This window comes from Reticulibacter mediterranei (assembly GCF_016587455.1).
Genome location: NZ_BNJK01000001.1, coordinates 2757631 through 2781242 on the forward strand (window position 1 = coordinate 2757631; position 23612 = coordinate 2781242).

Here is a 23612-nt window from a genome sequence, read left to right on the forward strand (position 1 = left end):
AAGAAAGCTACACTAACAGCACAGTGAAGTAATCCTCGTTCGTCTTATATGCACCCTTCAGAAGAGGTGCATATTTTTCCATGTGAGCAAATATATGAGTACAGTGCACGAAGTTATCGAATTAAGTGGACATATTATCGACTCCTGGACCCTGCCTCGCGCCTGGGACATTATCATGGATCGTGGCGGCAATTTTGAGGTTGAGGAGATGCGCGTCGGCGTCAGAAAAACCGAAACCAGCTATGCGCGGATGAAGGTTCAGGCACCCAGTTCTGAAGTGCTTGAGCTTATTCTTTCAGAATTGCAGCAGCTTGGTGTGGTGCTGGTTGATGGTGACGATGTGAAGACTGAGCCTGTGGAGCAGGATGGTGTCCTTCCTGCCGCCTTCTACTCGACGACTAATCTCCCCACACAGGTTCGTCTGGGTGGCCAATGGGTCAACGTAGAAAATATCGAAATGGATGTCGCAATCGTAATTGATCGTCCCCAGCGGCAAGCTTACTGTAAGCCGATGCATGAGGTGAAGATCAATGACCGCGTCGTGATCGGACATACCGGCATTCGTGTCCAGCCTTTCGAGCGCGACCGCGACCGCGAGGTCTTTGCTTTTATGCAGAGCAATGTCTCATCAGAAAAGGTCAAAGTGCTGGCGATTCACGATATCGCTCGACAGATGAAGGAGACGCGCGCCCGCAACGGCAAGATCCTCTTTGTGCTTGGTCCCGCCGTAATCCACACCGGCGCGGGTCGTTATGTGGCAGAGCTATTGCGGCGTGGCTATGTGCAGGTCATATTTGGTGGTAACGCCATTATTACCCACGATATTGAATCCTCGCTCTATGGCACATCGCTTGGTGTCGATCTTCAGACGGGTGAGCAAGTCGAGGGAGGACACCGCAACCATCTGCGAGCTATCAATGCGATGCGCAGTGCTGGTTCGCTAGAAAAGGCTATCGAGGTCGGGTTGCTCAAAAGTGGGATCACCTACGAGGCCATCAAACACAACGTCCCGATGGTGCTGGCTGGCTCCATCCGCGACGACGGCCCAATGCCCGGTGTAATTACCGATATGGCAGAGGCCCAGCGCCGCATGCGCGAGGAAGTGCAAGGCGTTGAGATGGCGATTATGGTTGCTTCTATGCTGCACGCTATCGCGACCGGCAACCTGCTGCATTCCAGCGTTCGTACGGTTGTTGTCGATATTAATCCTGCGGTTGTGACCAAACTGGCGGATCGTGGCAGTTTCCAGGCTGCTGGTCTCGTCACCGATGCCGAGCTATTCCTACGCGAACTGCTCGAAGCATTGTCCGATTAACAATAATATGTCGTAGTTGCGCGATTTATTGCGTGTGGTTACTCTTGCCTGTAATTAAGCCCACGCGCGATAAATCGCGCAACTACGACGTGTTTGGTTATTTCCCCGCCGCCTGTTTCTTACGTCCATAGTGTCGATTGACTTTGGCCCGGTTGCCACAGTTTTGCATGTTGCACCAGCGGCGGCTGTGATTCTTACTGGTATCGAGAAACAGCCAGCTACACTCTTCGGAGGCGCATTGCCTCATCAGATGCAACTCTTCTGAGGTGAGCAGATCAGCTGCCGAACGCAGCACCGGCCACAATACCCAATCAAGGGCCGTTTCTTTTTCCGCCCAATCCCAGCGATAATGCTCCGGGTCACTCACAAGACGCGTCTTACTCATTGCTTCGGCCAGAACAGTATTGAACTGGCGCAAGTCTTCTTCGTGGGGGTTGGTCTCGTCCACATACGCCTGGAAGACGCGAAAGAGCGCTTCGCGCCACGTCACTGCTCTCTTACGCACGGCCTCCGCCTCTTCCGGACGCCTCTTTGCTTCGGCCAATAAATGGCTTGCCTCCTCGTCGGTGGTAATCCCTGTTTGCCGGCTCCAGGCCACCAGATCGCGGTAGTCGATGAGCAATTCATCTTTATTCTCACGAAAGCGATCATCAACGGTGTTCGTAAAATCCAGGCAGAGCCGATTGCCCAACAAATTGAAGGTACGTACAGCTTCGTCCATTGTTCTCTTCTCCCTCCTCCTCCGATTACTCTATCACACGCAATACTAACCATCAAAACACGCTTGACAGGTTAGATATTCCATGCTATACTCTAACCATCAAATGGATTTTAGCTGGTTAGATTGTTGGTTGTCAAGGAGAAGTTCTGCAATAACCCATAGATAGACAGTACACATGGCATATATGGTGCCAGAAAGGAAATACTCGTGGAACTGCTAGTTATCTTACTCCTGGTTTTTATCGCCGTTAGCTTCGCAGCCAATCACTGGGGACATGACAGCCGCGATGGTATCGATAGCCTTGAATGGGTACGACGTGAGCATTACTAGGATCAGTAGTAGAAAAGACATTATATGTACATTGCCGTAGAACAAGAAGGAACCCCTGCATAGAGAGGTTCCTCTTTCTTTGTCTCCGTTATGCCACGATAGTCAAGTCGTTCGGGCTATCACCGACATCCAGCGTCCACTTCTGCGAGCCATCACTGGCATTTAACGCATAGAGTGTCCCTTTATCGAAACCGGCAGCCTCATACACAACCCCATCTTGCCGATAAGGAGTCGTGGTCCATCCCTGCTCGATCTGGTGCTGCCATTTCTGCCGACCAGTTTTCAGATCAACGGCCAGAACCCTCGCTTTCAGATCTATCCCTGCATACGCCGACGCATAGACTATGCCATTGCTGATCGAGGGGGTTGATTGCACGGCATTGGTCATCACTTTCCAGATCTGCCGACCATTTGTAGCATCGAAGGCATACAACGCGCCCTCAAATGGTCCCGTCTTTGGAATCGTTGAACCAACATACATGACTCCGTTCACAACCGTTGGAGTGGCAGCTTCGCCCGCGAACGCATCGGACTGCCAGAGCAGTTTTCCATTTTCAGCACTGAAGGCTGCAACTTTGCTCTGCCCGTCTCCTACTTCACTCGTGTTTACGATTGCTGTATACAGTACACCATTAAGGATATATGGCACCCTGATCGCCAGCCCCTGGCCTAGCCCTGTTGGCTGTGTACCTTTCCACTGCCAGAGCTGTTTCTTGCTCCTGGCATCCATTGCATACAGCCCCCCCTTGTCTGTAGAGAGATAGAGAATGCCCTTCTGCACTTTCATAGCCCCTGGGTAGCCATTCTCTGGAACAGCATAGGTCGAATCCTGTTTCCCATCTTTTGCCGAGAAAGAATAGATGGTATAGTCCACATTACGGCTTTCGGACGACTGCGCTGTCTGCACCTCAACATAGATTACTCCATCGTCGAGAGACATATACGTGGGAGCAACAAAAGGCCTATTGGTCAACGGCTGCGACCAGCGCTCTTTACCAGTATCTGCCTTCAGCGCAACCAGGGCTGATGGATTTTCACCACCCGGACCTGCTATCAGCGTATAGACCGTATCTCCCTCAACAATAAATTGCACGATGGAGACCACGTTCTTCTTCTTATCATATGACGCCGGGATAAACGGTATCTCATAGCGCCAGATCATCTTACCCGTCTTCGCGTCAACCCGTTGCACATTATTCGCTGTCTGCACATAGACGCCTGTATAGCTTTCCTGAACTGATGTTTGTTGTTGCTGGTTGGCTCCGTTGGCCGATCCCATATCAGATCCGGTATTGTGATAGTGTTCCAGCGCAATAACCCAGGCCATGCTGCCTACCAGCAACGTCGCCAGGATGACAGCTGCTACAATACCCCACAGACCTGAACGACGCACATGTATCTGTTTTCTCGCGAATGGAGAAAGAGTCTCGTTTCTCATATGGTGATGCCTTTCATTTGAAACATTTCTTTCCTGCACTCCCTGTTCATGGGGCGCGGGTGTGGCATCATTGCTAGCAATGTGGCCTACCAAGCGTTGCCAGACGCGATCTCGTGTGCCTGCATTGGCTGCTTCATACAATACATGCAGATCACTAGCAAGCTGTTCATCTGCTGCTGGCAACCCTTTTCGTTGACGACACGACCGTAATAGCTCATCTATTTGTGCATCCACAATCAGTGGTGGAAATTGTGCCCGGTTCTGTTCGTGATTATTCATGAGATACTTCCCCCCTTCTATCTTACATAGACGCCGCGCAAGAGGTTGAGCGTGCGCGAAAGCAGGGTGCGCACAGCCCCCTCGCTGCGATTCATGCGCCGGGCTATTTCTGCACAACGCAGGCCATAGCCAAAGCGCAGTTGCAAAACCTCCTGTTGGGGTCCGGGCAGTTCCGCGACCCGCAACTTCAATAGCTTGACTTCTTCGTGACGCAGCACGACCCGTTCAGGCCCAAGCTCATCATCGTCAAACAGGTGTTCCGCCACGTCTTCCAGATGTGTCACCGGACGACGCGCAGAGAGACGATGGTAATCAATGGCCTTATTATGGGCAACGCGCCGCAACCAGGCTATTTGCTGCCTCTCGGCCAGCACAGCCAGAATATCACTTTCCAGAGCGGCTAAAAATACCTCTACCAGAACATCCTCTGCATCCTCCAATGATGGCAGCATCGGACGTATATATACAAGCAGCGTGAGCCAGTATTTTTCGTAAAGGTCGGCAATAGCGGTGGATTCCGGTTTTGCCCTGCCAGATAATCCACTTTGAGACGATTCACTTCTATACGGTCGCATTCCGTTCCTCTGCAATTGCATGTTTTCGAGATCTCAATCTCTAATCGCGCTAGAGGTTAAAATGTTACACGCGAGACAAAGGGGTTATTGGGGAAGAAAACATCATGAGATCATTCAGTTCTCTCGGCGTTCGCGAGGAGATCCTGCGCGAGCTGGCGCATTGCATCGCGCAATTCGAGGGGTTGACGAATCACCAGGGGACAGCGCACGCCACCAAGCACGTAGGCGACCCAATCCAGGCTATCGACGTAACAGCGAAAACTAACACCCTCCGGCTCCTGCTCCAGCAGCGCCATTGCCGGTGGCACCCGCTGCTGAGCCACCTCCAACGTCGTTTTGAGCAGCACATCGACAAACCACGAGGCCGGGGTTCTTGGAATGGAACGCAAAACCTGATCCAGACAATCGAAATCGGCGGGGCGTATAAATGTGTCGTCGCCCATCTCAATATCCTGAATGCGGTCCAGTCGAAACGTCCGCAGATCAGAGCGCAGATGGCAATAGCCAACGGTGTACCAGAAACCAGAGCGATAGACCAGTCCATAGGGATCGAAGGCGCGCTCGGTGATATCACCAGTATAGGCGCGATAAAAGATTTCAACAGTGCGCTCCTGGCGGGCGGCAGTGGAGAGCGTGCTGACAATCTCGCTGCGTGGTGGCGTGCTGGAAGGGGTCATATCAAAGATCAGCGTCTCCTGCACCGCCTGAACCCGTTCGCGCAAAGCATTGGGTAACACACGTTCGACCTTCGCCAGCGCGCCTTCGACAGCCGGAGCCGCGCCGCTCAATCCGATCTTACGGGCCGCGAGCAGGCCAAGCGAGAGCGCCAGCGCTTCATCGTCGGTAAACATCAGCGGTGGAAGCTTAAAGCCCGGTCGCAAACGATAGGAACCGTAGCGCCCGCGCTCAGCCTCGACTGGAATGCCCAGATCTTGCAACATGGTGATATATCGCCGCACGGTGCGCGTATCGACTTCAAGGCGCTCGGCCAGCTCAGGGCCGCTGATCTTCGCACGCGATTGCAACAGTTCCAGCACCGTTAATACACGCGTCGTTGGAAAATACATACGATTTTTCCCTCACGAAATCACCAAATATATTTACGCCTCGCACCGCATTATAGCACGAACTATCTCCGCGCCTCGCCCCTACCGCCATCCTCATCAAAATAAAATAAGACGATGATAAACATCAACGAGGTGGCCACCAGAAATACAACGCCAGCAATCCAGGAAATGTGCCAGAAGGTGGCCACAGCCCCGACAAGCGCACCGCAGATGCCAAGAAAGAAGCAATAGGCTGAGACATCCACCCATTTTGACACCAGATAATAGCCATTGCTCAACTCAATCTGAATGATAAGCAAGCAGCCACACAACACCGGGATAGCGAATGCGAATGCCAGAATCGCCACAAACGCCGGCAGATCAATACTCGTCAATGTTAGAAGCGCATGCAAGATGATAATGCTTAGTACGATCAAACCAGTACAGATAAAAATACCCCTGCGCTCTTTTGCCACCTCTTTCTCTTCAAGCATGACTCTCTTTCTCATAGAAGCTCCTATCCTCTCTTACAGGCAAGCGTCTCTTTTCGTTGATCGTCCATGTCAGACGTTTTGCACCTCCTATTATAACCGTAATCATCGGACAGGAAAAGAATGGTGACGAGAACGCTGCATGCAGTTTCCACCGGGCGCACCAACTAATATCCTTTCTATTCTGATCGTGAGAGGCAAATCAGGTCGTAGAATAACCACAATATATGATACACTCAAGAGAAAAAGACGACGGAAGGAAAGGTGCAAGACTATGGCAGAACATATTGCAAAAGAGCAACTGCTAGAGAAAATGCAAAGCAGCTATGCAATCTTCACTGCGTTGCTCTCCCCGCTCAGCGAAGCTCAATTGACTACACCCGGTGTAAATGGTGGCTGGTCGATCAAAGACAATATCGCCCATCTGAGCGCCTGGCACCGACGACAGATTGCGCGCAACGAGGCGGTACGTCAGGGCGTTGAAATACCTGACCCAACGCCTGGAATGAGCATAGAAGAGATCAACGAATTGTACTATAAGCAAAACAAAGATCGCTCCCTCGCCGATGTGCTGGACGAGTTTGATGAGACCGCACGCGCCATTCAAGAGAGCGTTGAGAGCCTGACGGACGAGCAACTGAACAGCCCGATTGATTGGCTGAATGGACGCTCGCTCGCTCCCTACGTCGCAGGTGATAGCTACGAACACTACGAAGAGCATACAGAGATTATCCAGCACTGGCTTGCTCAGCAATCGAAATAATAAGTATTAACATCAAGACAAACAATATGACAGTACACATTTCGCAAGAGCAGGCGTGTCGTTTCCTGGTCAATCTGTTTGCCCCTTCTCAAAAATTGAGAAACGTTTCTCGGTGTTTTGGACGATCTAGACCTTCCCAGAAATGGGAACCAGCCGCCGTGATTCCGCTGGTCTAGAGAACGTCCTGCTAGCACTACGAGAGGACGTATGCCAAAGGAGGCAGGAAAGGTTCCTTTGGATCTCGCTCTCTCTATCTTTGCTCAGGCCAGATGAGTTGGAGAAGCTGCAAAAGTATGTTATCACCTCTCTTGCCATGCAGAACCGTGAAGAGAAAGGGGAAAAGCACCCCCAACGGGAGCGGTTCGAGAGAGACTCCCGTTGAGGAGTTGCATATTTTCACAGAGAGCAGCACATCTGTTCTCTGTGAAAATATGCTCATAGGATCTTCTGATGCTGGAAGGGAGGCGTGTCGCTTCCACCAAAGCAGGCTCTGGGCAGGACGAATAGCTCTCGATTGAGCCACGCTCCTAGATGGCCATCGCCTGACGGACTTCTTGCGCGACCCCCGCTTCCACACGCACGCTGCTGGCACGTAGATAGCGGGCGAAATTGCTGGCGGCTCCCCGCAGCGCATCCAGCAAATCAGCAGTGGGCATCACCTCTGGCTCCCACCACCAGCGAGTAATGGTCCAGATCCCATTTTCCAGGCGTGAATCCAGGCGTGCAACGAAGCGGTCCCCGTAGAGGACCGGCAGCACATAGTAGCCCCAGCGCCGTTGTGCTGCCGGCTTGTAGACTTCCCAGGTATAATCGAAGTTGAAGAGGTACTGCACCCCCTTACGATCCCAGAGGAAGCTATCGAGGGGGGCCAGGAAGATGGCACGCGGTCCTGACGGGGCGGCATCGAGCAAGGGCAGCAGATTGGTAGGCATGTAGTAGGTCCAGTGACGTTCGCCGATGGTAACGGGCGTGAGCGTGCCCTCTTCTACAAGCTGAGCGATGGCAAGCTTGCGAACAGCACTATCACCGCAGGCGCTCCAGATGGCGGCTTCGGCCTGTGGCCGCAGCAGTCCAACGGCCTGGAAGCGGCGCGCAATGATCCAGCGATGATATGCCTCTTGATCTTCTAAAAATGGGATACTGTAGTGTTGTGTTGGAATGACGCGTTCGGGACGATCATAGTAATGGCGACCGTTTTTGCGATGGTGTGTGACCAGTTCGCCGCAGACCCACATGGCGCGTAGGAGCCGTTTGGTGCGCGTCTGTCCATACCACGAGCCTTTTTCACCGTAGCGTTCGCGATCCTCAAACTCTAATGATGACATTGGCCCCTGAGCATCAATGGCGGCTAGAATTTTCGCTGCGGCATCGGGTGCGGTCTCCATGATTTCGCGATCATGATAGGGACGATACATGGCACGGATCGCCGCACGCATGGGCCAGTCGCCCACTGGGACCAGACAGGCCATCTTATCCCATGCATCGTAAACGATTCGGTCAGTGTAGGCTGTTGTTTGCCAGTCATCGACCTGATAGCCCGGCACACGCGCCTGCAAGACGAGATCAGGGTTACGTCCCACCGGGTTGAGGGGGTCATATTGCACCGTCCCTAGCCGCTCAAAAACGCCAGGTACATCAGTTGGGGTAAAGTGATAAGTGATCAGAAAGCGCCGGGCTTCGGCGTGCGAAAGGGTCAGCATCAGTTCGTGTCCTCCAGTGTGCCCACAATGCTTGGAGTATACCATAAAAAGAGGACATTCCTCGTCCTGTTTGACAGGGTTGTATCCGACAGCAGAAGGGTGGTCAAATGGCCCTTCTGCTGTCGGATTACTGGCAACTACCACGTCACGGGCAGATGTGCCGGTCCGAACGTTGAGGTCTCATTCGATCGCCAGGGTATCTCGGAGGGTGGCACCGCCAGTCGCACCTCTGGCAAGCGCTTGAGCAGCGTTGTCCATAGCACCTGAAGCTCCATACGTGCGATCTGCTGCCCAATACAGACATGAATGCCCCGTCCAAACGTCATGATGGGACGCTTCATGGATCGGTCAAGATCTATCTCGTCGGGATAGGGAAAGACCGCCTCGTCTCGATTCGCGGAAAGCGTCGATAAAAAGACAACTTCCCCACTCGGAACCGTCATATCGCTCACGCTCATCTCTTTGCGGGTAATTCTCGCTCGGCCCAGCAGTATTGGCGTTATCCGCAGGATCTCCTCGATCGCCGATGCCATGCGCTCCGGGTCATCCAGCCGCTCTCGCAACTGCGCGATCAGTTCCCGACGTTGCAAGAGGATAAAGGCGGAGTTGGTGAAGGTCGTGCTGACGGTCTCGAAGCCAGCAACGATCAACGTGCGAGCCAACAGATGCAGTTCCTTCAGCGTCAACACCTCCTCTCCCTGGCCCCATGCCTTAACTAGCAGGCCGATGACCGTGTCTCCAGGCTGCTCGCGCTCGCGCTCGATAATCGGCGTGAGATATTCCGTCATCTTACGTTCCGTCTCTCGCTTCTCCTCTGCTGTAGCATTTAAGGAGAGCCTGTTCCTTCCCCACGCCCGGAAGAGGTATTCGTCCTCAGCAGGAATCCCCAGTAGGCGACAGATCACCGCCATCGGCGTCTTAACTGCGTAGTCTTCAAACAGATCGGCCAGAGGTCCTGAGCGCTCTATTTTATCAATAAGCACATTGGTCAGTTCCACCACCCCTGGGCGCAATGTATTGGCATGCCGAACCGAGAAGACTTGCGTTACCAGACGCCGTATCTTGTTATGCCGCGTGTCGGACTCCATACTGAGAAAACTTTCAGTCACTCCCTCCTCTCGTCGCGGCACATTCCCATCTTCAGGCCGAATCATTCGACAATTGGGATCGGCAAAGGTCTTGAAAACATCTTCATAACGAGTCAACAGATAGGCATCACCTCCACGTGGCATATGCACCTGCGCTACCGGACACTCCTGCCGCATCCGCTCATACTCGGCAGGACATTCCAGGCTGTGATCCGCAAATGGAAATGGGAAAGCGGGTATATCTTCCCTTTGTGTTCCGGTTGCCATGCTTTGCTTCTGCGACACGGCTCCTGTTTTACCTTGTTGTTCCTGATTCATCCGTAATTCCTGATCTTTCTTGCCATAAATGACTAATACAGTACAATATGCCGTACGTATGACAATTCATACGAATGAGCAGGATCATCCTTAAAACCGCTCAACATTATAGAGACAGGGTCTCTACGCTTCGCCCTCTTCGACCAACGTGATTTCGGCTGTGTTCTCCTCGTCCTCAATGGTAAAAGCCTGCGCGGGACAGGCATCCACCACTTCACGCATCTTTTGCAGTATATTCTGCGAGAGATGCATATTCAGCACGTGTACCACGCCATCGCTCTCTCGCTGCGTAAAAATCTGCGGACTTGCCAATGCACAGCTTCCACTGGCAACACATTTATCGGTTGAAACCACTATTCGCATTACACACTCCTTTTGCAGATTCGTCCTTCTCACAAAACATTCAACCAGCTTTTACGTATATAAAGTTGATGTGATCAACTATATCACTATGTAGTTGCTTATGTCAACCTGATGTGTTAAGCTGGATGTTATTCAAAGTGTTGCAAAGAGGGAAGCATGAATTCTGTAGGGACCCAGTTACCTGTTTAACAAAATATGCCAGTAACCTCCCCGCCGGTAAGGGCCTGATGGCATGAAAGCGGAAAGTCACGTTGGAAGAACATCGGTATGCAGAATTGGTCAAAATCCGTGATTATGCGTCGCTGCCGTATCTACGTGAGTGTGCAGCAGCAATTATAAAGGTAACAGAAGCAACATCTGTGAGACAAGTAGCAGCACATGGATTGTTCAAAAAGGTCCGACGTAAGATGATTTCGGAGTGGATTGATCGCTATGAACAAGAAGGATTAGAGGGGCTGAAGATAAAACCAGGAAGAGGCAAAAAACCTGCTTTTTCTCCCTGTACACGAAAGTATTGAGAGAGCCGTACCAGAGCTTCAAGGGATGATTCATCGTTCACCTTTGCTTTCTATAATTGGGTTCCTACGCGGGAAGGAGGCTGATATGGAGCCGGAACAACCAGCTGTCCACGGTGGCGAGCAAGAACAGCATCAACAACGCAGCGCGGGGGAGGCAGAAGAGCTGCGATGGTTTAGTGCTCTAGAGCAGGCGTTTCCCGCGCTCTATAGCCGCCTGCGCAACCTGATTAGCGAATATGCTCACGACATCCACCCCGATCTGGATAGCGCGGGCTACGTGCTACTTGTGCAAATTCGCCATCGCGGCCCCATTCGTGCCGTCCAGCTTGTAGAGCTTATTAATATCGATAAAAGCGCGATTAGTCGCCAGGTCCGCTTGCTGCTGGACCTCAAACTGATCGAGCGCCAGAGCGATCCCAACGATTCCAGAGCCAGTCTGCTCATTCCCACTGAGGAGGGTGCGCGCCGCGTCGATCAGTTGCAAATAGCACGTCTGCGCCGCTTTCAAGCCACCTTTCCCCACATTGCAGAGTTGTTAGAGTCGCTGCTCACGGAGCGCACCGCCGAAGGTGATTCTCAGTAACTCGCCTGGACCCAGCAACAAGGAGTGCTCCCAACACTAAGCGCTAGCAGTTTGCGTGGCTGTCAGAGCTTCCTGCACAGGAGGTTCTGATGTTTTTGTCAGATGGTAGCCGCTCCAGGCAAGCACAGCCATGAGCAGAAGATCAGATCCGGCAGTGACCAGGGTACTTGCTATGCCCTCCAGCGGGAATGATGCCGCTGCTATCACTGATGAGACGATAAGCAACCAGCCAATCCAGGACTGGAAGATGCGAGCGCGGATGGTTGCGATGCCAAGAAGGACACCGCCTACCAGTTGAGTGGCGAGTAAAGTGATAAGCAACGCGAGAAAGGGAGCTGGTGGCCTGACAAAAAGACGGCAAAAACCTGAACGGTACATCGTTTATCCTTTTAGAAGGAGAAACTGTGATCACTTCGTTGGAGAACTATGAAAACACCTTCCTTTGGGACTCTCCTCAAACAGTACCGTCTTGCCGCAGGGCTTTCGCAAGAAGCGTTGGCTGAGCGTGCCAATATCAGTACCCGCGCTATTAGCGATCTGGAACGTGGGATCAATCGGGCACCCCGCTCCGATACGCTCGATGCTCTTTTGCAGGCTCTCGTCCTTTCAGAAGAGCGACGACAGGCATTGATTGCTTCTGCCCGATCCGTTGCGGTGACAGACGCTTTTTCTCTCGCTCCACTGTATGTGCTGCCTGTTCCTCCGACGCAACTGGTTGGTCGAGAACAAGAAATGGTCCGTGTCACGACGCTGTTACGGGGGGATAGAGCGCGGCTGCTGACTCTGGTGGGACCTGCTGGCGTCGGCAAAACACATCTTGCGCTAGAGATTGCTCATCGGCGATGTCTCGACTATAAAGATGGTGTGCTCTTTGTTTCACTGGCTGCTACTTCCGACGCTTCCCTGGTGCCTTCCCTGGTGGCTCAGATGTTGAAGTTGCGTGAGTCAGCTGGCTCCTCGCCCTCTCAACAGATCGCGGACTTTCTGGAAGCCAAACATCTTTTGCTTGTCCTCGATAATTTTGAGCAGGTTATTGATGCTGCTCCTGGTATTGCTGATCTCTTACAAAGCTGTCCGCACTTACGCGTCCTTGTGACCAGTCGTACCCCGCTACGACTCCGGGGAGAACAGGAATTGCTGATTTCGCCGTTACCCGTCGAATCCGCTGTGACGCTTTTTCTTCAGCGAGCGCAGGCCATACGACCTGATATAGCGGGTGATGATCCAACCATGACCGCTATCTGTGAACGTCTGGACTGCTTGCCGCTGGCGGTTGAACTGGCGGCTGCTCATATGAAAGTCCTCTCGATGCCCCAGCTCCTGAGCCGCCTGGAGCGCAGTTTGCCTCTTCTGCAAGGTGGAGCCAGGGATGTACCGAAGCGCCAGCAAACGATGCAAGCAGCGATTGCATGGAGTGATGATCTGCTCTCAGCATCTGCTCGGCAGGTCTTGCGCATCGCCAGTGTCTGTGAGGGGGGCTGGAGCGAAGAGGCGTTGGCTTTTCTCTGTGCAGAAGACGCACTGGTTGCCACTGATCTGTTGACTCATCTCAGAGAGCTAGTCGATGCAAGCTTGATGCAGAGTGAGGTGGTGGAAGATGGAACGATGCGTTTTCACTTGCTCAAACTCGTCCAGGAGTATGCGCAGGAAGAGTTGCGTAGAACAAGCAGGGAGGCGACCTACCAGTGGCGGCATATCGACTATTTTACACGACTGGTGGAGAGGGCTATTACACCCGGTAGCTGCCAGGAGTGGATTGAACCTGAGCAGGCTAATCTGCGAGCAGCATTACACCGGGCCTATGAGCAGCGGCAGGCAAGAGCAGGACTGCGACTGATCGCGGCCTGCGGAGCCTACTGGATCAGAAGAGGGCAGATGCGCGAGGGGGATCTGTGGCTCTCAAAGATGCTCGAACTGGATAGCCAGGTAGCTGAAGAGGACAGGGCACCAGCTTCGGTGCGGCTCGCTGCTCTCTACTGCGCTGGAGGGATAGCCAGACATCTAGGACAGCCTGAGCGTTCGGTAGCTATTGCGAAAGCCGCGCTCGCGCTGGGTGAACGGACTGGTGAACAGGTGGGGATAAGTAATGCGCTGGCGTTATTAGGACATCTGGCGCAGGCTCGCGGTCATCTCGAAGAAGCTGTATCCTATTTCGAGCGGAGTTATCAGCATGCTCGCCTTGGAGGGGCAGGAGACGATGGCGGATCGCTGGGTCGTGCACGAGATAATCTGGCGAGAATTGCACGAGCACAAGGAAAGCTTGCACTTGCCCGCCAGATGCTTGAGGAGTCGCTGGCCCACTGTCGGAGTGAGCATTTTACCTGGGGTGTGGCCTTTGTCTCGGTCATGCTTGGGCATATCGCTCGTGACCAGCAGCAGTATGCTCTGGCCCGGACTCACTATCGAGAAAGCCTGCACCTGTTTCGCACCATCGGCAACCTCACCTCGATTGCTTCGTGTCTGGAGGGCATTGCCACTCTCTGTAGTGCTGAGGGGAACCATAAACAAGCCATCCGCCTGTGTGCGCAGGCAAGCGTCCTGCGGGCGAGAGCTCACACACCATTGCCATCTGATGAACAGCAAGTTTTCGAGAGGGTCATCACTCTGGCCCGCTCCTGTCTCTCTGAACATCTGTTTGCGGCAGAATGGCAGCAAGGGGTAGCACTGACAATGGAAGAGAGCATTGTCCTTGCTCTTAGAGAATCGGATGAATCATGAGGAATGGGCTTGACGGCAACAGCATCATAAACATCAAACCATTAGTCCCGTTGCTTGAGGAAATGTTGAGGCTGTGGGGCAAATCATATAAAGATTAGAGTGTGTCTCCTGTGCGCATCCCTGTCCCACAGAGTCCCATGTTAAGACGCAAACCCCGCATAACCATTCTCACAGGAGACACGATTTTTCCCAAACAAAAAGAAGGTGCAGCAGAGCACCACACCTTCTTTCGCAAGCTATCTTCTACTTATATTTGTTGACATCCGCGCAGTTTTTCGCTGTTGAGATGTAGATATTGCCCCAATCATCGGGCGGAGTGAATTGCTGGGCATTGTCCACCACTCCGACAACGCAGGGCTTCAAGACATAGGTGCTGGTTTCCTGATATATGGGGATCACCACCACGTCATTGAGCAACTTCTGCTCCGCCTGATTGTACTGCTGCAAGCGCTCATCCTGGTTCGGATTGGCATCAGCCTGGGCCAGCAATTGCTGAACGGCCTGCTGTTCGCTGGCATCCTTCGAGCTGTTCTGGCCGTAGTTCATATTGTTCTTGGCCGCGCCCTTGTTATAGAGCAACGTGGTCCAGTCCTGGGGATCGGGATAGTCGCCAATCCAGTCCCAGAGCCACATCTGTAACCCTTTAGCATTGCCACCGGTATTCGAAACATCATCAAAGTACTTGGAAGACTCCTCATCATTGATGATCACATCCACACCCAGCACCGATTTCCACATCTGCTGCACCGTAGACATCGCGTTACGCGAGTCGGTATCGCCACCACTGGCATAGGTGATCGTAATCTTCGGCAGGGTTGCGAGGGTCAGGCCGTCCTCTTTCAATCCTTCGTCAAAGAGCTTCTTCGCCATGACCGCATCGCCTTTGGTATCCTTCACGCCCCCGGGACCGGTGATATTGTCGTTATAGCCAGGCATGCCGCTAGGAATGAGATGATTGGTGGCAATGACGGTATCTTTATAGATGTTATGCGCGATGACATCCTTGTTAATCGCCAGCGCGAACGCCTGACGGACCTTCGTATTGTCAAACGGCTTCACCAGCATATTCATCGAATAGTAGTATTCCCACAATTGCGGCGATTGGCGGAACTGCTTATCGGGCAATCCCTTTGCGGAATCCAGTTGAGGAGAGGGAATGCTGGCTGAGTGAACCTGATTGGCCTGATACGCTTTGTAGACGGTATCTTCCTGCGGATAGAAGGGCATAATGACCTTCTTCAACTGCGGTTTGGCTCCATAGTAATTCGGATTTGGCGCAAACTCAAGATCTTTGCCGCGCTCATGCTTGGTCAGCATCCAGGGGCCAGAGACGCCGATCCCTTCAGTCAGATGGTCCACAAACTGATTGCCATACTTATCCAGCACGCTTTTCGGAACGACATAAGAGCTGACATAGGCCAGCGAATCAAGGAAATAGGCCGATTTCTGGCTGGTTTTAATCACCACTGTCTTGTCATCAGGTGTGAGCAAGCTGCTACCAATAAGCGTTTTGATCTTGCCCGCGTTCAGCTTGTCCGAGTCCTTAATCAGGCTCAGATAAAAGGGGGCCGAGCCAGATTTGGTCTCAGGCTTCAAGGCGCGATCGATGCTGTAGGCCACATCGGTTGCGGTAATAGGCGAGCCGTCGCTGAACTTGAGGTTATCTTTCAGCTTGAACGTCCAGGTTGTGCCATCGTCGGCCACCTGATGAGAGGCCGCCAGCTGATCCTTCACCTTCAAATTATCGTCAAACTGCACCAGCCCAGTGAAGAGCATCTGTGTGCTATTGATGGAGACGATATCATAGGCCAGAGCAGGATCCAGCGTTTTCACATCCGATTTGCCGTTGATCGGCGAGATATAAATTTGCTGATCGTCTGGTGCCTTTGTCGTAGCACTCGAAGCCTGCTGGTTTCCACCTCCGCCGCACGCTGAGAGTAACAAAGCAAATGCGCAAAAAAGACCTGGAAAGATAGATAACAGTCCGCGCATCTGATAAGTACGAGATCGCATATATGACTTCTCCTTGTCTCTTAAAATGATGAACTCCGCACAGCATGGATATTTCATACAACATCCTGTATTGAACATATCCCTAAAAAGCCACAGAATTGCAATCATCTCTGATATTGAATATATACGCCGTGCAAAAAAGAAACTTCTCAGCCATTGGAAGCGCGCCGACAAATGATGTGCAGAGTATACATAGAGTAAAGGCTCTGAACGAGAGCATATCCGGAAGAGGAAACATAGGTAGCGTTTCAGATACGGATGTTGCAAATCATCTGTTTATTTAGCAGAGGTAAAATAAATATAAGGAGCAAAATTCTTTATCGTCAGAGTTTTCTTTAGAAGAGACACATAGCACATAGAAATCACATATAAAATCCGCTCTTGTCCAAAGTGCAACTCTCTGGGCAACGAAACGATAATATATAGAGAGAGGTGTTTCTTTGTGTTGGGAGGTTAAGAAGAAAGGACAGTGTTGTCATGAAAGACCGGCAGAATACTTTTTATAACTACCTTTTCGCTAGTAAAGCTTTTATTGTATCATCCGCTTTGCTTATCCTGGCGCTGCTGCTTGCTGCCTGTGGCTCCAACACGTCGTCTAACCCACCTGCCGGTAGCACCAGCACACCAACGACCACCGCAACCCCGACAGCAACCGCGACCGAACCTACCGCTATTGCTGCGACGACGGCAACAACAAAGATGGGCAATCATCACCCGATCAAGGTGTACTTTTCCAAATCGCCGGACTCGGAGCATAATTTCCAGGCCGTCTATCCCGTTGATCGCGACTCTCCAACCACTGCGGTTGCCACGTACGCCATCCAGCAATTGATTGCCGGGCCGACAAGTACTGAGAAGAATGCGGGATACTATTCCGAGCTGCCTAAAGCGCTGAATGGCCCCTCATCCTGCTCTGGCGCGGACTTCACCCTGGTATTGGACAAAAAGGGGACGACCGATGAACCAGGGACGGCCACGCTCAAGTTCTGTCGTACGCTCACTTCTGGTGGCATAGGAACCGACGCGCGCATTCATACCGAAATCGAAAAGACGCTGCAACAATTCCCTACGATCAAAAAGGTGGTTATCCTGACGAACGAGGGCCATTGCTTCGGTGACGAGAGCGGCATGGATCGGTGTCTACAATAGGATCAGGGGAGAGGTCTACTCTCCCTGCTATTTTGTGACAAGCGGATCTTCTTTCTCGTTATGATACTGCCTCCCGCGCCAATCGACACCCTTATGGGTCAGAATGCGCCAGATTGATTGTCCCAGGATGCCATCAAAGATCAAGGCGGCCAGCGGTTGGGTGAAAGCATAATACCAGGGAACGTCTATCTGCTTGTTAAGCCAACTGCGATAGGCCAGCAAAGAAGAGACCTCCAACCCCATTGCAACGCCCGCTTCTTCAGCGCCTATCCCTCCGACTGGCAACAGCTTACGGCTCGCCCAGGCAAAGAGCGGCCAGAGAAACGGCACTAGCGAGATCATCGGGAGGCCGATCAGTTGGAGCAGAAAGAAGAGGATGCCGCCGCGATTGCCGAGATAGGCGTTCTTTCGCCAGCCGCGCCAGATCTCGTCAAAGCTGTGATACATCTGCACATGCAACAATCCGCGCCCATCGACGAAACGCAGCTTAAAACCATTCTCTTTCACCACACGGGCCAGATCGCGGTCGTCAAGCAGGGTAGAGCGCAAATCGCGCCGGGCATATCCGCCCAGCTTCTCGTAGACCTCGCGCCGAAGCAGGATATACTGACCGTTCGCAACAGCCACATGACTCTGTGGGTCATTCACCAATCGGGGAGGGTAGAGCATGCTGACGCCCATAAAGGCTACGGGCATCAATGTTTTATTCCAGAAATCCGGTAGCACCTGCGTTGATCCCAATGTAAAGAGGTCTGCCTGTTCTTCTATCGCCTGCGTTAGAGCGGAACGCAGGGCGTTGGGCGCGTGCCAGGTATCGGCATCGGTAAACAACAGCCAGGTGCCGTTCACCTCCTGCGTGCCCATATGAATGGCGTGGGGTTTGCCAGCCCAGCCAGGCGGCAGATCACGCAGGCGCAGCGTCCATAAGCGTTTCCCCTGCGGATGCGTGGCGGCCAGTTCATTGAGGATCTCTCCTGTTTTATCTGTCGAGCCATCGTCAACCACAATCACTTCAAAACGCTCGTAATCCTGCTCCAAGAGAGAGGTCACACAGCGTCGAATATTACGCTCCTCATCGCGGGCCGGAACAATGATCGATACCAGCGGCTTCTCTGCGGACGATGCTCCGTTTGTTTTGCTAGCAGTTTGAGCATTTTTCTTCGCGGCCAATATCTTCACGGCATCATTTTCAGTGGGAGCCGTGCGCCACCAATTTATCAGGTAAAAACTCATCACGCTAATCACATGCGACCATAGCAGTATGCGCGGCCAGGACTGCCTCCACCAATTATATTTTTTCATAGATTTTTAACTCGTTTTCTTGTTATTGTATAAAGCAGCAAGGTATTAAATATTATAGCGGGAGAAGGCAGCCAGCGCCATAATCAAGCAGGCAATTCTCTGGAACCAGCAAACGAGCGCTTTTCCTATTACAACCTGCTTTTTTTCTGATGTACAATCCCCTGGATATCTCAATATAACAGGTCTATAATAGGAGGGAAGTCTTTATCCCTTTTTATTCAACGGACTTTCTAGCAAATCCAAAGGGCAGTAGCGCCCACTTATATATATAGCGAGAAGACATGCAAAAGCGACAACTGCTCATTTTCATACGAGCATTATTCTTTGCCATCCTGGTATCGGTTATGACGAGCCTTGTAGCGCGGCCACCGACAGCATCGGCGCACGCCTTCGTGATTGGCTCTGATCCCATCGACGGCTCAACGATCAATGCAGTACCAAAGGTCGTTCATATCGACTTTAATGCGCAGATCAGTCCGCTGAGTAGCGCTCGCATCTACGTGGTGCAAAACGGCAATCTGGTTGATGTCAGCGCGGCTCCCGGCCATATTTCAGGAGCCAACCAGCGTCAGTTGGAGATAGCGCTGAGAGATCCGGCCTCGCAGCCACAGGGCAGCTACGAGATCAAATGGACTGCGATTGCCAACGAGGACGGACACACCTCCTATGGTCTGATCGGCTTTAACGTTGGCTATTCCAGCACCGGCCTATCAGGTATACCCACACTGGGACCATCGACTAGCAACAAACTTGAGGGTCCAGGTGGTACGCGCACCTTCGATTTCGCCAACGCCCTCAGCGTGGCCTGGGACTGGCTGACGTTGTTGGCTTTGACATTCTGGATCGGCCTGCTCATAATGGAGCGGCTCGTGCTCTTCCCGCTAGATCGTACTCAAGCGCTACTGGAGCGGGCGCGCAAACAAACGCTCTCCCTGCAAAATCTCTGCTTGATCGTGCTGTTGATCGGCGAAATCACGCTGCTCGTGCTGCGTGCCAGCCGGATGAGCACGATGCAAGACGTGGCATTCAGTCCCCAGGCCGTCCTGCAATTGCTGTTACAGACCAATTATGGCCTGCTCTGGCTCTTCCGCTGCCTCATTATCGTGCTGTCGCTGGCGTTCTTACGACTGAGCAACCGCGTGGCACCGGCAGCTTATGCATCGATGCTTCCCGCTACGGCCACACAAGCGCAACGAGTCCTGACGCGAACCGGCTCCCTGCACCCACGCATCACGCAGGAAACGGCCCCGAATCTCGCTAAAGTTACCATTAGAGAGGGATCGGAACGGGATCAGGTATCAACTCCGCAATCGACATCAACGACGCTGGTGCTGGCACAACGCTACACGCCGCTCTGGTTGCTGATTGCAGGGGTTATCCTCATGACGCGTGTGCTGTCGGGAGACGCCGCACAGGTCTTACAGCCTCACTTTAGTGCTATCACGTTTGACTGGCTCTATCGCGTCGCGCAGGGTATCTGGTTTGGTGGTCTGGCCTATATGGGCTATGTGCTGCTCCCCCTGCTAACAGCGCTCGACCGTGAGCATCATGCAGAAATGCTTGTCGCGCTCCAGCGTCGCTTCCGGCCCTTTCATCTCGCCAGTATGGGGATGCTAGCGGCCTGCTTCCTCTTCCTCAGTGAGGCAAGCATCCATAATCCCCAACTGCTGCTCACCGACGCCTACGGGCGCGCGCTGCTCGTGCAGATGGTTCTGCTGCTGGCGATCAGCATCCTGGGATGTTATATGGTCTTTTTCCTGACGCCTCGCATCTCTCGTCAGGCGCTATTGCTGCCAGTCGTGGGCATGGATGCGCCTGCGCGTCGCACGCGCCAGTTCGCGCTGGAAAACACCGGACGCCATTTTAAGTGGATCGTCTTAATTCAATCGTGGCTAGGGGCTGGCGTCCTCTTCTGCACCGCTCTGCTCGCTTTTTATGCGCCGCCCATCGTCTTCCCCAATGTCAACTATAGCAATCAGGCAGCGCAACAAACCGCTAGCCAGTCAAACACACAGACGCAGCAGGCAGGAGGACTCTCGGCAACGCTACAGATGCTACCGGGCAAGACGATGCAGCCCAATGTTGTGATCCTTGCCATTCAAGATAGTAACGGCCAGCCAGTGACGGATGCCGAGGTCAAAATGACGACCAACATGCAGGTGATGGATATGGGAACCACCAGCACCACCATCAAAGGCGGCAACGTGGTCTATAGCGCCGCATTTGAGAAGAATGTGTTCTCGATGAGCGGAGTCTGGGATATCAACGTCTCCATTCAGCAGCCCAACCATCCAGCCGTGCAGATGCAATTTAAGGTGAATATTATCTGAATAGTACCATTGCTCAATATCGGGGGAGTTTCGCCTCCCCCAATACAAAGCACTATTCTACAACCTTCGCCATGCTTCACAGCATTTTCTATCAAGATAATAGTATTCCCAAAGTAGCATTTACATTCGCTCTGATCTCTTGTATCCTATGAATGGTGTACAACACATTTTCTCACATATTGTTATTTCCCCTGGAAGGAACCTGATGAGATGTCAGATAACGCAGAAAATACACATAGCTACGTCCTCGACCCGGAAAGCTCTACAGAGATGGCCCGCCTGATCGAACAGGATCGTTTTGCGAATCAGAACATGGGAGGAGTCTTCGCCGGATTATCTACGATCGATATTGCAAGTCTGCATACTATATTGGATCTTGCCTGTGGACCCGGCGGCTGGGTACTCGATGTGGCATTTGAAAATCCCACTATTTCCGTCACAGGCGGAGATATCAGTCAAAGAATGATCGATTATGCCATAGCACGAGCGCGCACGCAGAAGCTTGCCAACACCTCATTCAAAGTTCTGGATATTATACAACCGCTCGACTTTCCCGATGAGAGCTTCGATCTGGTCAATGCCCGCCTCCTCATGGGAGTTCTGCGTCGGGAAGCGTGGCAACCTTTCCTTGAAGAGTGTACACGCATACTACGACCGGGAGGCATTTTGCGTCTGATGGAGCCTACGGACCTGGGCATCACCAACAGCCCGGCCCAGGAACGCCTGAATGCTCTGTTCACCAAAGCGCTGTGGCTTGCGGGCTACGGATTTTCACCTGACGGCAACACGCTGGGGATAACGACAGTGGTGCCCCGACTCCTATACAAGACTGGCTATCAGAATCTTCGTTATCATGCTCACGCCCAATGGAACGGAATTGAGGTCGAAGAGGAGATCAACTATCATCGCAACACGGCGATTATCTTTCAAACAATCCAACCATTCCTCGTGCGGGCGGGAGTTGCCACGCAAGAGGAAGTGCAAAGCCTCTACCAGCAAATGCTCATAGAGATTCACCAGGATGATTTTTGCGGAATGTATAACAGCGTCATCATGATAGGATACAAATCATGATGAAATAACGTTACTGCTCTCCCAACGATTGCTTATGTGCTGCGGCACGCTCACAGTAGCCTGCCGCGCTCTCAGCAATCTTTGCGCGCTCGTTCTGGCTCAGTTCGCGAACCACTTTCGCTGGTACTCCAACAACCAGCACGCCTCCCGGTATCTGCTTTTGCTCGCTCACCAGTGCACACGCACCAATGACAGTCTCCTCCCCTATTTGAGCGTGCGACAACACAACGGAATGCATCCCGACGAGAACGTGGTCGGCCACAGTTGCCCCATGCACGACGGCATTATGACCAACAGTACATTCGGCACCGATTGTGAGGGGAGCATCCGCGTCGGTATGCAGGGTGCAATTATCCTGAATATTGGTTCGGGGCCAATAACGATGGGGGCCGTATCTCCGCGTACGACCGCGTTATACCAGATGCTCGCTCCCTCATGGATCGTCACATCTCCAATCACCATTGCGCCTGGGGCGATAAACACGTTCTCGGCAATCTGGGGATGTTTCCCCTTAAAAGGCTGGACAGGCATAACTTCTTGCTCCCTTCAATCAATGACACGTTTGATGCCTCGGACGACCTTGTCCAATTGCTGATCATAGCGGGCATCCGTTGGATCAAAGCTGTTGATAACGGTACGCTTATACTTGCCGGAGGCATGAATGTAATCCTTCTCGTTGAGGGCCATGCCAACGTGGGTAACGCGTTCGCTACCAAAGAAGATCAGATCGCCCTTCTGCATCTGCTCTCGAGCAACAGCGTGCGTCAGGGCGTCGTGCTGCTGATCGGCGTCGCGCGGGATGATATAGCCGCCCATACGATAACAGAGCTGGACAAACGCGCTACAATCGATACCCTTCCAGCTCACACCTCCCCATAGATACGGTACTCCCTGGAAGGGAAGAGCGTAGGCAATAATCGCATCAATTGACTGACAGGGATAGCAGTCCTCACCATAGCGAATACTCACGGCATCCCTAGAGATCCAACCCGTTTGTTCGCCTGGCAAGGCCACTTTGACACGCTCGGATGGGACCGTATCGAGCAGGGGAAGGACGCTCGAAAGATAGAGAGTATCCAGCACCTCATTGCCAGCGAGGTCTGCAAAAAGAGGTGTGTGGGTTGCCTGCACGATCGCAACCAGAGCAAGCGGTGTAGAGCAGCAATCGCTGATACGCGTAAACCCTTTGATCGGCGCGTCTTCCAGCACATCGGTCTGCACCCAACCCTGATAATCAGAAAACTCTACATAAGTCCAATCGCCGGATGTTTCGTTCGCCTTTGCAGGCCGATTCATTAGAGCTTGCGTCACCAGTTCAGAGGTTGCATCGGGATCGCGGCGCACATCCGCCACCCCGACAGAAATAGCACTAATAGTCATCTAAGCATTTCCTTCGTAGTCGAGCGATTTATCGCGGGGAGCTTGTGGAGCGGTCCCCGCGATAAATCGCTCGACTACGACGGGAGAGATTCCCGATTTGGTTGTTACATTTCATTAT

At 52.6% G+C, this 23612-nt stretch carries 23 protein-coding genes; 9 read left to right on the forward strand and 14 right to left on the reverse strand.

All coding sequences use genetic code 11. The features are described 5' to 3' along the window. The first annotated feature begins 94 nt into the window (after positions 1 to 94). Entirely contained in the window at positions 95 to 1315 is a 1221-nt protein-coding gene (locus tag K3T83_RS11730) for an ornithine cyclodeaminase, nickel-pincer nucleotide-dependent (RefSeq protein ID WP_220203153.1), read from the forward strand. Between the two features lie 97 nt (positions 1316 to 1412). Here K3T83_RS11730 and K3T83_RS11735 read toward each other — a convergent pair whose 3' ends face one another. After that, positions 1413 to 2036 carry a CGNR zinc finger domain-containing protein gene (locus K3T83_RS11735; RefSeq protein WP_220203154.1) on the reverse strand — a complete coding sequence of 208 codons (624 nt, stop codon included), beginning with the start codon at positions 2034 to 2036 and terminating at the stop codon, positions 1413 to 1415. Between the two features lie 207 nt (positions 2037 to 2243). On the opposite strand from K3T83_RS11735, the gene K3T83_RS57205 reads away from it, so the two are divergent. Beyond that, entirely contained in the window at positions 2244 to 2366 is a 123-nt protein-coding gene (locus tag K3T83_RS57205) for a hypothetical protein (protein ID WP_268963456.1), read from the forward strand. An 88-nt stretch (positions 2367 to 2454) separates the two neighbouring features. Here K3T83_RS57205 and K3T83_RS11740 read toward each other — a convergent pair whose 3' ends face one another. From K3T83_RS11740 to K3T83_RS11755, 4 genes are all read right to left on the reverse strand, one after another. Next, positions 2455 to 4083: an outer membrane protein assembly factor BamB family protein gene (locus K3T83_RS11740; protein WP_220203155.1), complete on the reverse strand. Its 1629-nt coding sequence runs from the start codon at positions 4081 to 4083 to the stop codon at positions 2455 to 2457. Positions 4084 to 4100: 17 nt separating this feature from the next. Further along, the gene (locus K3T83_RS11745; protein ID WP_220203156.1) at positions 4101 to 4658 is read right to left on the reverse strand and encodes an RNA polymerase sigma factor; all 558 of its coding nucleotides are present in this window, start codon (positions 4656 to 4658) and stop codon (positions 4101 to 4103) included. A gap of 110 nt (positions 4659 to 4768) precedes the next feature. Continuing rightward, the gene (locus tag K3T83_RS11750; RefSeq protein ID WP_220203157.1) at positions 4769 to 5725 is read right to left on the reverse strand and encodes a helix-turn-helix transcriptional regulator; all 957 of its coding nucleotides are present in this window, start codon (positions 5723 to 5725) and stop codon (positions 4769 to 4771) included. A 62-nt stretch (positions 5726 to 5787) separates the two neighbouring features. Then, positions 5788 to 6213, reverse strand: a complete 426-nt coding sequence (locus K3T83_RS11755; protein ID WP_220203158.1) for a hypothetical protein — start codon at positions 6211 to 6213, stop codon at positions 5788 to 5790. A 256-nt stretch (positions 6214 to 6469) separates the two neighbouring features. Here K3T83_RS11755 and K3T83_RS11760 point away from each other — a divergent pair, with 256 nt between their 5' ends. Beyond that, entirely contained in the window at positions 6470 to 6958 is a 489-nt protein-coding gene (locus K3T83_RS11760; RefSeq protein ID WP_220203159.1) for a ClbS/DfsB family four-helix bundle protein, read from the forward strand. A 527-nt stretch (positions 6959 to 7485) separates the two neighbouring features. On the opposite strand, the gene K3T83_RS11765 is transcribed toward K3T83_RS11760, so the two are convergent. The 3 genes from K3T83_RS11765 to K3T83_RS11775 all read right to left on the reverse strand — a co-directional run bounded on the left by K3T83_RS11765 (position 7486) and on the right by K3T83_RS11775 (position 10427). Further along, positions 7486 to 8703, reverse strand: coding sequence for a DNA glycosylase AlkZ-like family protein (locus K3T83_RS11765; protein ID WP_220203160.1), 1218 nt, complete (start codon positions 8701 to 8703; stop codon positions 7486 to 7488). A gap of 92 nt (positions 8704 to 8795) precedes the next feature. Beyond that, on the reverse strand, positions 8796 to 10064 hold the full coding sequence (locus K3T83_RS11770; RefSeq protein ID WP_236064877.1) for a cytochrome P450: 1269 nt from the start codon (positions 10062 to 10064) through the stop codon (positions 8796 to 8798). 123 nt (positions 10065 to 10187) lie between these two features. After that, on the reverse strand, positions 10188 to 10427 hold the full coding sequence (locus tag K3T83_RS11775; protein WP_220203161.1) for a ferredoxin: 240 nt from the start codon (positions 10425 to 10427) through the stop codon (positions 10188 to 10190). A gap of 251 nt (positions 10428 to 10678) precedes the next feature. Between K3T83_RS11775 and K3T83_RS11780 the strand changes: the two genes are divergently transcribed. Together K3T83_RS11780 and K3T83_RS11785 are read left to right on the forward strand one after the other, a co-directional pair. Further along, entirely contained in the window at positions 10679 to 10945 is a 267-nt protein-coding gene (locus tag K3T83_RS11780; protein WP_220203162.1) for a helix-turn-helix domain-containing protein, read from the forward strand. An 85-nt stretch (positions 10946 to 11030) separates the two neighbouring features. After that, positions 11031 to 11528 (forward strand): MarR family winged helix-turn-helix transcriptional regulator, encoded by a 498-nt coding sequence (locus K3T83_RS11785; RefSeq protein WP_220203163.1) that lies wholly within the window; start codon positions 11031 to 11033, stop codon positions 11526 to 11528. Positions 11529 to 11564: 36 nt separating this feature from the next. Here K3T83_RS11785 and K3T83_RS11790 read toward each other — a convergent pair whose 3' ends face one another. Beyond that, positions 11565 to 11906: a hypothetical protein gene (locus K3T83_RS11790; RefSeq protein ID WP_220203164.1), complete on the reverse strand. Its 342-nt coding sequence runs from the start codon at positions 11904 to 11906 to the stop codon at positions 11565 to 11567. Positions 11907 to 11954: 48 nt separating this feature from the next. On the opposite strand from K3T83_RS11790, the gene K3T83_RS11795 reads away from it, so the two are divergent. Further along, the gene (locus tag K3T83_RS11795; RefSeq protein ID WP_220203165.1) at positions 11955 to 14246 is read left to right on the forward strand and encodes an ATP-binding protein; all 2292 of its coding nucleotides are present in this window, start codon (positions 11955 to 11957) and stop codon (positions 14244 to 14246) included. A 243-nt stretch (positions 14247 to 14489) separates the two neighbouring features. Here K3T83_RS11795 and K3T83_RS11800 read toward each other — a convergent pair whose 3' ends face one another. Further along, positions 14490 to 16259, reverse strand: coding sequence for a peptide ABC transporter substrate-binding protein (locus tag K3T83_RS11800; RefSeq protein WP_220203166.1), 1770 nt, complete (start codon positions 16257 to 16259; stop codon positions 14490 to 14492). A gap of 477 nt (positions 16260 to 16736) precedes the next feature. Here K3T83_RS11800 and K3T83_RS11805 point away from each other — a divergent pair, with 477 nt between their 5' ends. After that, entirely contained in the window at positions 16737 to 17408 is a 672-nt protein-coding gene (locus K3T83_RS11805) for a GerMN domain-containing protein (protein ID WP_220203167.1), read from the forward strand. A 27-nt stretch (positions 17409 to 17435) separates the two neighbouring features. Here the strand turns inward: K3T83_RS11805 and K3T83_RS11810 are convergent, their stop codons facing one another. Then, positions 17436 to 18710 (reverse strand): glycosyltransferase, encoded by a 1275-nt coding sequence (locus K3T83_RS11810; protein WP_220203168.1) that lies wholly within the window; start codon positions 18708 to 18710, stop codon positions 17436 to 17438. Between the two features lie 281 nt (positions 18711 to 18991). Between K3T83_RS11810 and K3T83_RS11815 the strand changes: the two genes are divergently transcribed. Both K3T83_RS11815 and K3T83_RS11820 read left to right on the forward strand, forming a co-directional pair. Beyond that, positions 18992 to 21040 (forward strand): copper resistance CopC/CopD family protein, encoded by a 2049-nt coding sequence (locus K3T83_RS11815; protein ID WP_220203169.1) that lies wholly within the window; start codon positions 18992 to 18994, stop codon positions 21038 to 21040. Positions 21041 to 21250: 210 nt separating this feature from the next. Continuing rightward, entirely contained in the window at positions 21251 to 22114 is an 864-nt protein-coding gene (locus tag K3T83_RS11820; protein ID WP_220203170.1) for a class I SAM-dependent methyltransferase, read from the forward strand. A gap of 10 nt (positions 22115 to 22124) precedes the next feature. Here the strand turns inward: K3T83_RS11820 and K3T83_RS11825 are convergent, their stop codons facing one another. Genes K3T83_RS11825 through K3T83_RS11835 form a run of 3 tightly spaced genes read right to left on the reverse strand, consistent with a single transcriptional unit; the run spans position 22125 to position 23494 of the window. Next, positions 22125 to 22352: a gamma carbonic anhydrase family protein gene (locus tag K3T83_RS11825; RefSeq protein WP_505912367.1), complete on the reverse strand. Its 228-nt coding sequence runs from the start codon at positions 22350 to 22352 to the stop codon at positions 22125 to 22127. Beyond that, positions 22319 to 22645, reverse strand: a complete 327-nt coding sequence (locus K3T83_RS11830) for a gamma carbonic anhydrase family protein (protein ID WP_220203172.1) — start codon at positions 22643 to 22645, stop codon at positions 22319 to 22321. The genes K3T83_RS11825 and K3T83_RS11830 overlap by 34 nt, the downstream gene beginning before the upstream one ends. Before the next feature lie 15 nt (positions 22646 to 22660). After that, a complete protein-coding gene (locus K3T83_RS11835; RefSeq protein WP_220203173.1) occupies positions 22661 to 23494 on the reverse strand; it encodes a C40 family peptidase in 834 nt (277 codons plus the stop codon). Positions 23495 to 23612 lie beyond the last annotated feature (118 nt).

Bases quoted from the DNA above. Each gene is read 5' to 3' on its own strand.
- K3T83_RS11730 (WP_220203153.1), top strand. From the start codon at position 95: ATGAGTACAGTGCACGAAGTTATCGAATTAAGTGGACATATTATCGAC.
- K3T83_RS11735 (WP_220203154.1), bottom strand. From the start codon at position 2,036: ATGGACGAAGCTGTACGTACCTTCAATTTGTTGGGCAATCGGCTCTGC.
- K3T83_RS11740 (WP_220203155.1), bottom strand. From the start codon at position 4,083: ATGAATAATCACGAACAGAACCGGGCACAATTTCCACCACTGATTGTG.
- K3T83_RS11745 (WP_220203156.1), bottom strand. From the start codon at position 4,658: ATGCGACCGTATAGAAGTGAATCGTCTCAAAGTGGATTATCTGGCAGG.
- K3T83_RS11750 (WP_220203157.1), bottom strand. From the start codon at position 5,725: ATGTATTTTCCAACGACGCGTGTATTAACGGTGCTGGAACTGTTGCAA.
- K3T83_RS11755 (WP_220203158.1), bottom strand. From the start codon at position 6,213: ATGAGAAAGAGAGTCATGCTTGAAGAGAAAGAGGTGGCAAAAGAGCGC.
- K3T83_RS11760 (WP_220203159.1), top strand. From the start codon at position 6,470: ATGGCAGAACATATTGCAAAAGAGCAACTGCTAGAGAAAATGCAAAGC.
- K3T83_RS11765 (WP_220203160.1), bottom strand. From the start codon at position 8,703: ATGGTATACTCCAAGCATTGTGGGCACACTGGAGGACACGAACTGATG.
- K3T83_RS11770 (WP_236064877.1), bottom strand. From the start codon at position 10,064: ATGAATCAGGAACAACAAGGTAAAACAGGAGCCGTGTCGCAGAAGCAA.
- K3T83_RS11775 (WP_220203161.1), bottom strand. From the start codon at position 10,427: ATGCGAATAGTGGTTTCAACCGATAAATGTGTTGCCAGTGGAAGCTGT.
- K3T83_RS11785 (WP_220203163.1), top strand. From the start codon at position 11,031: ATGGAGCCGGAACAACCAGCTGTCCACGGTGGCGAGCAAGAACAGCAT.
- K3T83_RS11790 (WP_220203164.1), bottom strand. From the start codon at position 11,906: ATGTACCGTTCAGGTTTTTGCCGTCTTTTTGTCAGGCCACCAGCTCCC.
- K3T83_RS11795 (WP_220203165.1), top strand. From the start codon at position 11,955: ATGAAAACACCTTCCTTTGGGACTCTCCTCAAACAGTACCGTCTTGCC.
- K3T83_RS11800 (WP_220203166.1), bottom strand. From the start codon at position 16,259: ATGCGATCTCGTACTTATCAGATGCGCGGACTGTTATCTATCTTTCCA.
- K3T83_RS11805 (WP_220203167.1), top strand. From the start codon at position 16,737: ATGAAAGACCGGCAGAATACTTTTTATAACTACCTTTTCGCTAGTAAA.
- K3T83_RS11810 (WP_220203168.1), bottom strand. From the start codon at position 18,710: ATGAAAAAATATAATTGGTGGAGGCAGTCCTGGCCGCGCATACTGCTA.
- K3T83_RS11815 (WP_220203169.1), top strand. From the start codon at position 18,992: ATGCAAAAGCGACAACTGCTCATTTTCATACGAGCATTATTCTTTGCC.
- K3T83_RS11820 (WP_220203170.1), top strand. From the start codon at position 21,251: ATGTCAGATAACGCAGAAAATACACATAGCTACGTCCTCGACCCGGAA.
- K3T83_RS11825 (WP_505912367.1), bottom strand. From the start codon at position 22,352: ATGCATTCCGTTGTGTTGTCGCACGCTCAAATAGGGGAGGAGACTGTC.
- K3T83_RS11830 (WP_220203172.1), bottom strand. From the start codon at position 22,645: ATGCCTGTCCAGCCTTTTAAGGGGAAACATCCCCAGATTGCCGAGAAC.
- K3T83_RS11835 (WP_220203173.1), bottom strand. From the start codon at position 23,494: ATGACTATTAGTGCTATTTCTGTCGGGGTGGCGGATGTGCGCCGCGAT.